The sequence below is a fragment of the Citrobacter sp. CK191 genome (genome assembly GCF_030333435.1).
Taxonomy (GTDB): Bacteria; Pseudomonadota; Gammaproteobacteria; order Enterobacterales; family Enterobacteriaceae; genus Citrobacter_B; species Citrobacter_B koseri.
Map to the genome: position 1 here is coordinate 437,072 of NZ_JAOWFX010000033.1, position 12,753 is coordinate 449,824.

Annotated in this window: 13 protein-coding genes; 2 read left to right on the forward strand and 11 right to left on the reverse strand. The window is 55.8% G+C overall.

The features are described from left to right. The 8 genes from rsxG to blr all read right to left on the reverse strand — a co-directional run bounded on the left by rsxG (position 1) and on the right by blr (position 6,114). The gene (gene rsxG, locus OGV82_RS19550) at positions 1-621 is read right to left on the reverse strand and encodes an electron transport complex subunit RsxG (RefSeq protein WP_047457242.1); all 621 of its coding nucleotides are present in this window, start codon (positions 619-621) and stop codon (positions 1-3) included. 9 nt (positions 622-630) lie between these two features. After that, positions 631-1,683: an electron transport complex subunit RsxD gene (rsxD, locus tag OGV82_RS19555; protein ID WP_012132514.1), complete on the reverse strand. Its 1,053-nt coding sequence runs from the start codon at positions 1,681-1,683 to the stop codon at positions 631-633. Beyond that, positions 1,684-3,708 (reverse strand): electron transport complex subunit RsxC, encoded by a 2,025-nt coding sequence (gene rsxC, locus OGV82_RS19560; protein ID WP_200052998.1) that lies wholly within the window; start codon positions 3,706-3,708, stop codon positions 1,684-1,686. It lies immediately after the preceding gene. After that, positions 3,701-4,279, reverse strand: a complete 579-nt coding sequence (gene rsxB, locus OGV82_RS19565; RefSeq protein WP_012132512.1) for an electron transport complex subunit RsxB — start codon at positions 4,277-4,279, stop codon at positions 3,701-3,703. The genes rsxC and rsxB overlap by 8 nt, the downstream gene beginning before the upstream one ends. Further along, positions 4,279-4,860, reverse strand: coding sequence for an electron transport complex subunit RsxA (gene rsxA / locus OGV82_RS19570; RefSeq protein ID WP_005121199.1), 582 nt, complete (start codon positions 4,858-4,860; stop codon positions 4,279-4,281). The genes rsxB and rsxA overlap by 1 nt, the downstream gene beginning before the upstream one ends. 76 nt (positions 4,861-4,936) lie before the next feature. Beyond that, entirely contained in the window at positions 4,937-5,377 is a 441-nt protein-coding gene (locus tag OGV82_RS19575) for a DUF2569 domain-containing protein (RefSeq protein ID WP_012132511.1), read from the reverse strand. Between the two features lie 89 nt (positions 5,378-5,466). Beyond that, on the reverse strand, positions 5,467-5,682 hold the full coding sequence (gene ydgT / locus OGV82_RS19580) for a transcription modulator YdgT (protein ID WP_024130361.1): 216 nt from the start codon (positions 5,680-5,682) through the stop codon (positions 5,467-5,469). Between the two features lie 306 nt (positions 5,683-5,988). Beyond that, positions 5,989-6,114, reverse strand: coding sequence for a division septum protein Blr (blr, locus tag OGV82_RS19585; RefSeq protein ID WP_047457235.1), 126 nt, complete (start codon positions 6,112-6,114; stop codon positions 5,989-5,991). Positions 6,115-6,359: 245 nt separating this feature from the next. Here blr and OGV82_RS19590 point away from each other — a divergent pair, with 245 nt between their 5' ends. Beyond that, positions 6,360-7,400, forward strand: a complete 1,041-nt coding sequence (locus OGV82_RS19590) for an oxidoreductase (protein WP_024130359.1) — start codon at positions 6,360-6,362, stop codon at positions 7,398-7,400. Between the two features lie 202 nt (positions 7,401-7,602). Here OGV82_RS19590 and add read toward each other — a convergent pair whose 3' ends face one another. From add to malX, 3 genes are all read right to left on the reverse strand, one after another. Beyond that, complete coding sequence (gene add, locus OGV82_RS19595) at positions 7,603-8,604, reverse strand: adenosine deaminase (RefSeq protein ID WP_047457232.1); 1,002 nt, start codon at positions 8,602-8,604, stop codon at positions 7,603-7,605. Between the two features lie 100 nt (positions 8,605-8,704). Further along, on the reverse strand, positions 8,705-9,877 hold the full coding sequence (locus OGV82_RS19600; protein WP_101744290.1) for a MalY/PatB family protein: 1,173 nt from the start codon (positions 9,875-9,877) through the stop codon (positions 8,705-8,707). Between the two features lie 10 nt (positions 9,878-9,887). Continuing rightward, positions 9,888-11,480 (reverse strand): maltose/glucose-specific PTS transporter subunit IIBC, encoded by a 1,593-nt coding sequence (malX, locus tag OGV82_RS19605; protein ID WP_012132501.1) that lies wholly within the window; start codon positions 11,478-11,480, stop codon positions 9,888-9,890. Between the two features lie 176 nt (positions 11,481-11,656). On the opposite strand from malX, the gene OGV82_RS19610 reads away from it, so the two are divergent. Further along, on the forward strand, positions 11,657-12,685 hold the full coding sequence (locus OGV82_RS19610) for a Mal regulon transcriptional regulator MalI (RefSeq protein WP_012132499.1): 1,029 nt from the start codon (positions 11,657-11,659) through the stop codon (positions 12,683-12,685). Positions 12,686-12,753: the final 68 nt, after the last annotated feature.

The window sequence follows — 12,753 nt, forward strand, 5'->3', positions numbered from 1 at the left end:
TTATTCTCCACAGGCGGTAAGTTGAGGAAGTTGCGCCGGTAAGGTCTGCGCGTACAGGCCCGCACGTTTCACCGCGTTGACCACTGCCCGAGGGGTAATGGTTGCGCCGGTAAACTGGTCAAAATCACCGCCGTCTTTTTTCACGGCCCAGTGAGCATCGTTCTCAGCGCCGATCGTCTTCCCGCTGAAGTGGGTGATCCAGTCGGATAAGCGCAGCTCAATTTTATCGCCCAGGCCAGGCGTTTCATGATGTTCTGTCACGCGTGTACCCAGCACTGTGCCGCTGAAATCAGCGCCAACCAGAAGCTGTATGGCGCCAGAATAGCCGTCCGGCGCCGTGGCTTCAAGAATGGCGGCGACGGGCTTATCGTCCTGACGGGCGATATAGATGCGGTGCGCACCTTTGCCCAGCGCCGGAGCATTCACCAGAAAGCAGCTGTCCTGCAAGGTATTATTGTAGCGATCGGCAGGCAGAACCTGATCAAATAACGCTTTTTGCTGGAGAACCGCCTGCTCGGCAATCGTCGATTTAGTGACCAGGTTAATGGCCGCCGTCAGCCCCGTCGAGCCTGCGGCAAACAGCGCCAGCGTGATACCGTGTTTACGAATCGTTTTCAGCATGGGGTGTCCTTAGCGATGCCCGTAGACGCGAGGTCGGGTGTAGTAATCAATCAAAGGCACCGTGATATTCGCCAACAGTACGGCGAACGCCACACCGTCCGGGTATCCCCCGAAACTGCGAATCAACCACACTAACAACCCCGCCAGCGCGCCAAAAATCAGACGACCACGATTGGTTGTCGAGGCGGTGACGGGATCGGTCAGAATAAAGAACGCGCCCAGCATTGTCGCGCCAGAGAGCAGATGCAACTGCGGAGACGCCAGTGAATCCCCGGCGAATGCCCATCCCAGAGTGGAGCAGACAGCCAGCGTCACTAAAAAGCTGACCGGAATGTGCCAGCGGATCGCTTTTTGCCAGAGCAGCCACACGCCGCCAATAAGCCAGGCGATGTTTACCCACTGCCAGCCCGCACCGGCCAGCATGCCGCTGTAGATGGGGTACTGCATAATCTGTTCAACGGCGTGCCCGGCATGTAACGAGGTTTTGAACGTATCGAGCGGCGTAGCCTGGCTGATGCCGTCAATGCCCATGCGTAACGTATTCATGTCGCCGCCGCTGGCGGTGTGTCCGGTGAAGATGACCTGCAACGCATCCAGAAGGCCTGGCGCCGTTGCGGCGATGTCATGCGGCGGGAGCCAGCTTGTCATCTGTACCGGGAATGAAATCAACAGAACGACATAACCAATCATCGCTGGGTTGAATGGGTTTTGCCCCAGACCGCCGTAAAGCTGCTTGGCGATAATGACGGCAAATACGGTGCCCAATACCACCATCCACCACGGGGCGAGAGGTGGTATGCTCACAGCGAGCAGCAAACCGGTCAGCAATGCTGAATTGTCTTTTAAGATAGCGGCGATCGGCTGTTTACGCAGTTGAAGCACGGCGGCTTCTGCGGCCAGCGCGCTGACTGCGGCCAGTATAATCTGGAACAATGTGCCCCAACCGAAAAACCATAGCTGAGTGGCAATCCCCGGCAGCGCGGCGATTAACACCAGCATCATGATACGCGATGTCTGGCGCTGGTTATGGGTATAAGGCGAGCTTGCGATTCTGAATACCATTTATTCCTCGTTAACAACCTGCTGCTGTGCTGCTTTTTTTGCCTGAACGCGGGCAATCGCCGCTGCGACGGCGGCTTTGCGCGGGTCGACCGGTTCGGCGGGTTCCGCAGCGGCCTGCTGTTCCTGCTTACGCGCTTTGGCGCGGGCAATTGCCGCTTCGACAGCGGCTTTGCGCGGGTCGATCGGTTCGGCGGGTTCCGCAGCGGCCTGCTGTTCCTGCTTACGCGCTTTGGCGCGGGCGATTGCCGCTTCGACGGCAGCTTTACGCGGGTCGACCGGTTCGGTAGGTTCCGCAGCGGCCTGCTGTTCCTGCTTGCGCGCTTTGGCGCGGGCAATTGCCGCTTCGACGGCGGCTTTGCGCGGGTCGACCGGCTCGGCGGGTTCCGCAGCGGCCGGTATGTTCTCCGCCTGTCTGGCGCGCGCCTGCGCTTTACGCGCTTCACGGGCAGCAATAACCGCGCTGTTATCCGGCTTCTCTCCCGCGTTAATAACAACAGGCTGAGTTGCCTGTGCCTGTTTCTCTTTTACGCGCGCCAGCGCTGCGGCGATGGCATCCTGATCTTTTGCCGCAGGTTGTGCGGCCGCATTTTTATGGCGCTCAAGGCGTGCGGCTTTCTCACGCTCCAGTCGCGCCTGTCTGGCCTCAAAACGCGCTTTCGCTTCAGCCGCGCGTTTTTCTTCTTGCGCGATCGCGTAAATCTCCGCTTTTTCCTGACGGAAATACTGCACAAGCGGAATACTGCTGGGGCATACCCAGGCGCAAGCACCGCACTCAATGCAGTCGGCAATGTTATGCGCGGTGGCTTTATCGTGCTGTTGGCCTTTGCTGAACCAGTACAACTGCTGGGGCAACAAATCGGCGGGACAGGCATCAGCACAGGCGCTACAGCGGATACAACCTTGCTCTTCCGGCGTTTCGCCCATTTCCGTGGCGGAAGGCGCGAGAAGGCAGTTAGTGATCTTCACAACGGGAACATCAAGCCAGGGCAGGGTAAAGCCCATCAGCGGGCCGCCCATAATCACCATTTGATCGGCTGAAGAACAGAAGCCCGCATCATTAAGCAGGTGGCTGACAGGTGTCCCCAGCCTGGCCCAGACGTTACCGGGACGGCTGACGGACTCTCCGGTCAAGGTCACAACGCGCTCGGTGATCGGTTCCCCGTCAATCACTGCGCGTTTGACGGCATAAGCCGTACCAACGTTTTGCATCAGCACGCCGATATCAGAAGAGCGGCCGCCGTGCGGAACCTGTTTCCCGGTCAGGATCTGGGTAAGTTGTTTTGCGCCGCCGGAAGGGTATTTCGTTGGGATAACGCGTAACGCGATATCATGCGCATCGGCCAGAACGGCACGCAGCATTGAAATGGCCTGCGGCTTGTTATCTTCGATGCCTATCAGGACCTCACGCGGTTGCAGAATATGGGCAAGGATACGGATGCCTTCCACCACCTGCGCGGCGCAATCCTGCATTAAGCGGTCATCAGCGGTGATATAGGGTTCACACTCCGCCGCGTTGATGATCAGCATTTCAATCTTATCGCCGCCGCCCTGTAATTTGACGCCGGTCGGGAACCCCGCGCCGCCGAGTCCGGCAACGCCGAACTGGTGAATCCGGGTAATTAGCTCTTCGCGGCTGCGGCGCTGATAATCCGCCCAGCCGTCGCGTTCGATCCAGCGATCTTCGCCATCGGCATCAATCATCACGCTAAGCTCAGCCAGGGCCGACGGGTGCGCGGTAGAGTGGGGCGCAATCGCGATAACTTTCCCGGACGTCGGCGCATGGACGGGCAGCATGCGGCCGCGACCACGGGTCAGCGGCTGGCCTCGCAGGACGCGATCGCCCACGTTAACGCACAGCTCGCCCTCAGCGCCAATATGCTGCTTAAGAGGAATGATAAAGCGCGGCGCCAGTGGAACCTGTCGCAGAGGCGTACCGTTTGACTGGGTTTTCATTTCCGGCGGATGAATGCCGCCATCGAAATCCCAGATTTTATCTTTTCTGAATGCAGAGAATAACTTAAGCATGCTGTTCCACGGGAATGATACGAACGGGAATGGTGTTCAAATCCCACTTCCAACTGTCAGGTGTTTCCGCTACCGGGCGTAATTCAATGCATTGCGTCGGGCACGGGTCAACGCACAGGTTACAGCCGGTGCAGAGATCGCTCATGACCGTATGCATCGCGCGCGTGGCGCCCACAATGGCATCCACCGGGCATGCCTGAATACATTTAGTGCAGCCGATGCAATTGTTTTCATCGATGACCGCCAGCATACGCACTGGCGCAACTTCTTGTTCATCACCATCGATAGGTTGCGGATCGACGTTCAGTAACGTTGCGATTTTCAACATTACCGCTTCGCCGCCCGGCGCACAGCGGTTAATTTTTTCACCCTGACTACCGATGGCTTCAGCATAAGGGCGGCAGCCAGGATAGCCGCACTGCCCACACTGGCTCTGCGGTAAAATTTCGTCGATTTTTTCGACAACGGGATCGTCTTCCACGGCAAACCGGCGGGAGGCATACCCCAGGATGGCGCCGAATGCCAGGCCCAGCAGGCTCACGGCGACTACGGCAATCCAGATAGCATTCATTACAACTTCACCAAACCACTAAAGCCCATAAAGGCCAGAGACATTAAACCTGCGGTAATCAGCGCAATCGCGTTACCGCGAAAAGGGGCAGGGACGTCTGCCACGGCGAGGCGCTCGCGAATCGCCGCGAACAGCACCATCACCAGAGAGAAGCCGACGGCGGCGGAGAAACCGTACAACGCCGACTGCAAAAAATTATGACCGAGGTTAATGTTCAACAGCGCCACGCCAAGCACCGCGCAGTTGGTGGTGATGAGCGGCAGGAAGATCCCCAGCAGACGGTACAATGCCGGACTGGTTTTACGCACCACCATCTCAGTAAATTGCACTACTACCGCGATGACCAGAATAAATGCCAGCGTCCGCAGGTAGATGAGATCGAGCGGAATCAAAATCCAGGTGTCAATCAGCCAGGCGCAGATAGACGCCAGCGTCATCACAAACGTGGTGGCGAGCCCCATACCCATTGCGGTTTCCAGCTTTTTGGAAACCCCCATAAACGGGCAGAGACCCAGAAACTTGACCAGTACAAAGTTATTGACCAGCACAGTTCCGACAAAGAGCAGCAGGTAATCAGTCATTTTTCGGCCTGAAATAAAAAAGCCGCCTATTATCTGTCAATCCACAGCAGGCGACAACAGGTTAACTGTAAGGGTATTACGGGTTCACAAACGTTGCTTTAACGCGCGCCGAGCGTTTGAAATAGGGTACGATCAGCGCGGCCGCCAGTAACGGGAACAACAACTGGCGAACCGCAAACGCGTCTGAGACTGGCGAAAAGGCAAAGGCTTTAATTGCCAGCAAGACCGACACCAGCAGCCAGATAATATAATGTTTAGGCACGCAGTGGCGGCGCTTGAAGAAGGCGATGGTCAACCATAAGGTGTAATACCACATTGCGATGGCGGTAATAAACGAAACGCCCCACAACAACAGGTTGCCGGTACTTTGCTCACTGAGCATATGGAATGTCTGCGGCGTAGCCAGCGCAGTAGCATAGAGCAATAACGCGAGCGAGGCGCTCAGTAACGCGACTAACAGCCAGGCCAGTGGGCCAAGCAACCAGCCCCCGATGCGTTGTGCCGGTGTTGTGGTCATATCTTCTCCAGATTTGCCAGCGCGAACAGGCAGACTATTTCATTTTGGGGCCAGTATTATAAAGCTTTTAACGCCGATCGCTACTTTCTTTATTGTACGTAATGCCAGACTGATTTTGGCACCTGACCGACATCATACAGACGACCGCCCGAGACCAGTTCCGCGCGACGATGATCTGCGGCGCGATACATATTGATGATCTCCCGATCGTCAGAGAGGGTGTAGTTAAGGTGATCAAACAGTTTTTCCAGGCTCTCAAGCGAACTGATTTTGCGGAATTTTAATAAATAATCCTGAACTGTCATAAATAGCGATCCATATTAAACAAATAACACCAACGGAGTAGTGAATATAAAAATAAACAAAACGACACCGAAAAGAATAATCGGCGCGCAAGGGTAAATAAGCGTATTCTTACGTGTCATGAATCAGGTGAGCAGAGCACCTGCCGGAAGGGTAACGCGCTTCATGACAACTGGCAATAAGCGTGCGGCCAGCAGACGGCATATTTCGCTTTTTTTGCCGCTTTTCATCTTTTCCTGATTTTTCTGGCTGTAAACCGAAACCATTTCTGACGATATGCTGCTATGCCGCAACTGGCCAGAACACGCTTATTTTTTCTGAACGGAGACCGTCGGTTCAGGGGGCTGGTAATTATCGATATGGCTGGCGACGCCTAAGAGGATCACTGAGACAACGAGAACAATCCAACCGGTTAATTCAATAAGGCGATTCATTACTGACGACATTTTTTTGCTTTGATTTATCCATAAACACAGGATGCAAATGTTACTCATCAATAAATAAGACGGCAAGGGTGTCGGGAACGATTTCAGCGACTTTTTCGCCGCAGGAGAGCCCGAAGTCACTGATGTTTGACTTAAGTTAAGCAACAACCTTTATAACCTGGCGGTTATTAAACTATTGTGAGTGGTTAAGGGATAGTGTGAAATGACCCCGTTCTGACATGAGAGGCAAAGACATGAGTGACAACATCCGGGTAGGGCTAATTGGTTATGGTTATGCCAGCAAGACTTTCCATGCGCCCTTAATCGTGGGGACGCCGGGTCTGGAACTGGCGGCGGTTTCCAGTAGTGATGAAACAAAAGTGAAGGCGGACTGGCCTTCTGTGGCGGTTGTCTCAGAGCCTAAGCATCTTTTTAACGATCCGAATATCGACCTTATCGTCATTCCTACGCCCAACGACACCCATTTTCCGCTGGCGAAAGCCGCGCTTGAAGCGGGAAAACATGTGGTTGTGGATAAACCCTTTACCGTGACACTGTCACAAGCCCGTGAGCTCGACGCCCTGGCGCGCAGCCTGGGACGCGTGCTTTCTGTGTTCCATAACCGCCGTTGGGACAGTGATTTCCTGACGCTGAAAGGATTGCTGGCCGATGGCGTTCTGGGGGAAGTGGCTTACTTTGAATCCCATTTCGACCGTTTCCGCCCGCAGGTACGCGATCGCTGGCGCGAACAGGGCGGCCCTGGCAGCGGTATCTGGTACGATCTGGCGCCGCATCTGCTGGATCAGGCGATCAATCTGTTCGGTTTGCCGGTCAGCATGACGGTGGATCTGGCGCAGCTTCGTCCTGGCGCGCAGTCGACGGATTATTTCCACGCGATATTATCCTACCCGCAGCGTCGGGTGATTCTGCACGGTACGATGCTGGCAGCGGCAGAATCAGCACGTTATATCGTGCATGGCTCACGCGGCAGTTACGTGAAATATGGCCTCGATCCACAAGAGGAACGGTTGAAAAACGGTGAGCGACTGCCGCAGGAAGACTGGGGTTACGACATGCGTGACGGCGTGTTGACGCGCGTGGAAGGCGAAGACCGTGTGGAAGAGACCTGGCTGACGGTGCCGGGTAATTATCCGGCTTATTATGCGGGCATCCGTGACGCGTTGAATGGCAACGGTGAAAACCCGGTTCCGGCGAGCCAGGCGATCCAGATTATGGAGTTGATTGAGCTGGGGATTGAATCAGCGAAGCATCGCTCTACGCTGTGCCTCGCGTGATGACGGTGTACTCTTCTGGCGCCGGGTGTTGCCGGATGGCGGCGTAAACGCCTTGTCCGGCCTACGGCTGTGCAGTTGTAGGCCTGATAAGCGCAGCGCCATCAGGCGTAGGTGTTGCCGGATGGCGGGGTAAACGCCTTATCCGGCCTACGGTTGTGTCGTTACAGGACTGATAAGCGCAGCGCCATCAGGCGTTGCGTGCTTAAACCGCTGCGACTTTCTCACGCAATGCGCGTTTTTCCGCTTCGCTTAAAAACGCCATTTCCAGGCCATTGATCTGCGCCTGACGAATCTGCTCGCGGGTTAATCCTGCCGCCGGCGCCGCTACCGTGTATTCGTGAATAATATCCACACCCTGTACCGCGGGATCATCCGTATTCAAACTTGCCAGCACGCCATGCTCAAGGAACGTTTTCAGCGGATGCGCAGCCAGCGAGGCAACGGTGCTGGTCTGGATATTAGACGTCAGACAGGATTCGATACCGATTCGCTGCTCGACCAGAAAATCCATCAGCGCGCGATCTTCCACGGCCTTCACGCCATGACCGATACGTTCGGCGCCCAGTTCGCGAATGGCCTGCCAGATGCTCTCCGGGCCCGCCGCTTCGCCAGCATGTACGGTAATATGCCAGCCCGCATCACGCGCGCGGTTAAAGTGAGAGAGGAACAGACTGCCCGGGAAGCCAAGTTCATCGCCCGCTAAGTCAAGCGCGGTAATGTGATCGCGGTGCGCCAGCAGCGCTTCCAGTTCCTGCTGACAGGCAGCCTCGCCGAAAGTACGGCTCATGATGCCGATCAGACGAGCTTCAACGCCAAAAGTCTGGCACCCTTCACGTACGCCAGCGATGACCGCTTCGACCACGCCAGCCACAGGCAACTGGTGCGTCATCGCCATATAACCCGGAGAAAAACGCAGTTCGACATAATGCAGGCCGTTGCGGGCGGCATCTTCAATATTTTCAAAGGCCACGCGACGACAGGCATCCAGCGACGCCAGAACTTTAACGCCCCAGTCGAGCTTTGCCAGAAAACTGACCAGGTCAGGCTCCGTTGAGGTGATCTGCACATGCGGAATGAGCGCGTCAAGCGTTTGTGCCGGAAGGGCTAAATTGAACTGGCGGCCAAGATCAAGAATAGTTTGGGCACGAATGTTGCCATCAAGGTGGCGATGAACGTCAGTTAACGGAAGGGAAGTATCAATCATGGTCGCACTCTTTTTTAATATAAAAGTGCTCGCCATTATAAAAATAAAACGGGCGTAAAATCTATGTTGCGCAATAAATAATTTTATTGCGCAATCATTGTCAGCGTATAGCGTGGATCGCGTTGATCAGCCCGTTAACGCCTTTTTCGAGCTTCGAACGTGGACAACCGGCATTAAGACGAACAAACCCGCGACCTTCTTCGCCATAAGTATACCCAGGCATGATGGCCACTTTCTGCTGATGAATCAGCGCATCCTGTAAGGCGTGGTCGTCAATATTCAGCGCGCGCAGATCAATCCAGGCCAGATAGGTCGATTGCGGAACCTGCCAGTTTAGCGTAGGGAACGCGGTGTTTAACGCATGTGCGATATAATTCAGGTTATCAGCAAGATACTCGCGCAGGGCATCCAGCCACGGCGCGCCCTGTTGATAAGCGGCAATGTGCGCGCTAAGCGCCAGAACGGCGGGTGACGACAGCCCGTCACGCCCCTTCAATACGCTGAGGTAACGATTGCGGCTTTCCTCATCGCCGATGAGCCCGTAGGCGCCGGTCAGCGCCGGAATGTTGAAGCTTTTTGACCCGGAGGTCAGCAGCGCCCAACGACCACGCGCCACATTGCTCCAGGGGATATGCGGCTGCGCGCCCCATACCATATCCATGTGGATTTCATCGGAGATGACCCGCACGCCGTGACGATGGCATAGCTCAGCCATCGTCTCCAGTTCATCGCGCGTCCATACCTTTCCGGTAGGGTTCTGCGGGCTGCACAGCAGGAGAATTTTACTCTCTGGCCGGGCGAGCACCGCTTCCAGCGAGGCCATATCGCAGTGCCAGCCGTCCGCGTTTTTCTGTAGCGTAACCGGCATAACGGTGCGCTGGTTGCCTTCGATGGCGTTATAGAACGCATCGTAAGCGGGGGTGTGAATCACCACCCCTTCACCGACGGATGACCACTGGCGGATCAGCTCCGACACCATGTAGATCACGGAGGAGCCGTACACGATCGACTGCGGGTCGACCGTGGTGTGGTGACGGGTTGCGAACCAGTGGGCGATCGCCCCTAAAAACTCATCGTTTTTCCAGCGGCTGTAACCCAGCACGCCGTGCGCCAGACGTTGGTTGATGGCCTCCAGGATGCACGGCGCGGTAGCGAAATCCATATCCGAGATCGTAAACGGGAGCAGGTCAGGGGCGCCAAAGCGATCGGCGACATAATCCCACTGCGTGCACCACGTACCGTGACGATCCACCACCTTTGAAAAATCGAACATATCGTTGTCCTTATGCCTCAACCGTGTTCATCAGACCCGCCATTTCATCCTTAACGGACTGTACCTGAGGGCCAATAACCACCTGTAAGTTATGTTGATTCAGCTGTACTACGCCGATAGCGCGATTGTCCTTCAGCGCCTGTACATTCACAAGCGACATATCCTTCACCGACAGGCGCAGACGGGTAATGCAGTTATCCAGGCTGACGATATTTTCACTGCCGCCAAGCGCGGCCAGAATCGCCGGGACGTTATAGCCTGATTTCCCTGGTGCGCCCGCCATGACTTTTTCAATATTGCTGGCGATTTCGGTATCGCGGCCCGGCGTTTTCAGATTAAAGCGCGTAATAGCGAAACGGAAGATGACGTAGTACACCGCGAACCAGATGGCGGCGACCACCGGAACCAGATACCACTTGGTTGACAGACCGTGCAGGATACCGAATACCACAAAGTCGATGATGTTGCCGTCGGTGTTGCCGATGGTGACGCCGAGGATCGCCATGATGGTGAATCCCAGACCTGTCAGCAGGGCATGAATCACATACAGCACAGGCGCGACGAACAGGAACAGGAATTCCAGCGGCTCTGTGGTACCGCCAACGACACAGGCGATAAGACCAGAAATCAGCAGCCCCTTAATTTTGTGACGATTTTCAGGACGCGCGCAGTGGTACATCGCCAACGCGGCGCCCGGCAAGCCGCCGAGGAAGGCAGGCATTTTACCCTGAGACAGGAAGCGGGTCGCACTTTCAGAGAAGCCGTGCGTTGTCGGGCAGCTCAGCTGCGCCTGGAAAATGGTCAACGCGCCGCTCACGCTATGGCCGCAGACTTCCTGCGTACCGCCCGCTTCGGTAAAGCGAATCAACGCGACCAGAATGTGGTGCAGGCCGAACGGCAGCAGCAGGCGCTCACCCGTACCAAAGATCATCGGACCGAAATCACCCGCGCTATTGATAATGTGGCCCAGACCGCTGATGCCCATTGCAAAAACAGGCCATACCAGCGGAATGACCAGCCCGACCAGTCCCATCACCACGGAAGAGACAATCGGCACGAAACGCGTACCGCCAAAGAAAGCCAGCGCATCGGGCAGACGAATATTGTGGAAACGCTCATGCAGCATCCAGACAACGATACCGGCGATCACCGCCCCCAGAATCCCCGTGTCGATAGACTGAATCCCGAGGATATTCTGTACGTTATTGGCTTTCAGAATGGCGGCGTCAGTCGTCGGCAGAATGCCTTTCGCCGTTAACCAGAAGTTCACGGCAAGGTTCATTACGGCATAACCGACGAAACCGGCAAACGCGGCGACACCTTTGTTTTCACGCGCCAGACCGAGCGGAATCGCGATACAAAACATCACCGGGAGGAAGCTAAAAGCGAACGAGCCGACTTTACTCATCCAGGTAAAGATGGCCTGTAGCACCGGGTTGCCCAGCGCCGGGAGCAGGGTGACGACATCGTGGCTGCTTAACGAGCTGCCGATCCCCAGCATGATCCCGCAGAAAGAGAGCAGCGCCACGGGCAGCATAAACGTTTTACCCAACTGCTGGAAAAATTCCCATAATGTTATTTTTGGTGTTGTCTTCGTCGTCATCTAACGACTCCTCGTGAAAAAGAAGGCTGTGGTCAATTATTTGAGCGAGAAGATAAAACGTTTTACCTAATTTTAGTGCGGCGCAAATCACATTATCGAACGATAATAAAGCGTATAAATATAAGTGATTGATAAAACGTTTTATCTGTCACGTTATCAGGGAGCTTTCTTTTTTCATGGCTATAGCCAAAAAAACCACCATCCATGATGTCGCGTTGGCGGCTGGCGTTTCCGTCAGTACCGTCTCATTAGTGCTCAGTGGCAAAGGGCGGATTTCGTCAGCCACCGGCGAGCGGGTTAACGCGGCGATTGAACAGCTGGGCTTTGTGCGTAACCGCCAGGCATCGGCGCTTCGCGGTGGGCAGAGCGGCGTCATTGGGCTGATTGTGCGCGATCTGTCTGCGCCTTTTTATGCGGAACTCACGGCCGGGTTGACAGAGGCGCTGGAAGCGCAGGGGCGCATGGTCTTTTTGTTGCACGGCGGTCAGGATGGCGAACAGCTGAGTCAGCGTTTCGCTATGCTCCTTAATCAGGGGGTGGATGGCGTGGTGATCGCCGGAGCGGCGGGTAACAGCGATGCGCTCCGGGAACGGGCAGAAGAAAAAGGGATTCCGGTGGTGTTTGCCTCGCGCGCCAGTTATCTGGAAGAGGTGGATACTGTCCGGCCGGATAACATGCAGGCGGCGCAGCTACTGACGGAACATCTGATTCGCCTTGGGCATCAGCGGATCGCGTGGCTGGGAGGGCAAAGCTCCTCATTAACGCGCGCGGAGCGCGTCGGCGGCTATTGCGCGACGCTGCTGAAGTTTGGGTTGCCTTTTCACAGCGACTGGGTGCTGGAGTGCGCATCCAGCCAGAAGCAGGCCGCCGAAGCCATTACCGCATTACTGCGGCATAACCCGACCATCAGCGCAGTGGTGTGCTACAACGAAACCATTGCGATGGGAGCATGGTTTGGCCTGATGAAAGCGGGGCGGCAGAGTGGTGAAATTGGCGTTGATCGCTATTTTGAACAACAGATCTCGCTGGCGGCGTTTGCTGATGTGGCGGAAAACGCGCTGGACGATCTGCCAATTATCTGGGCCAGCACGCCAGCCCGCGAAATTGGCTATACCCTTGCGGAGCGCATCCTGCAACGGATTGGTCATGAAGAGAGCCATTCGCGCAGCCAGACCATTTCCGCTCGTCTGGTGACGCAAAAATAGCGTGGCGGGACAGGTGTTTTAATGGCGGCCCGACGGGAAAATCCCGCCGGGCGCGGGACGTACAGAAA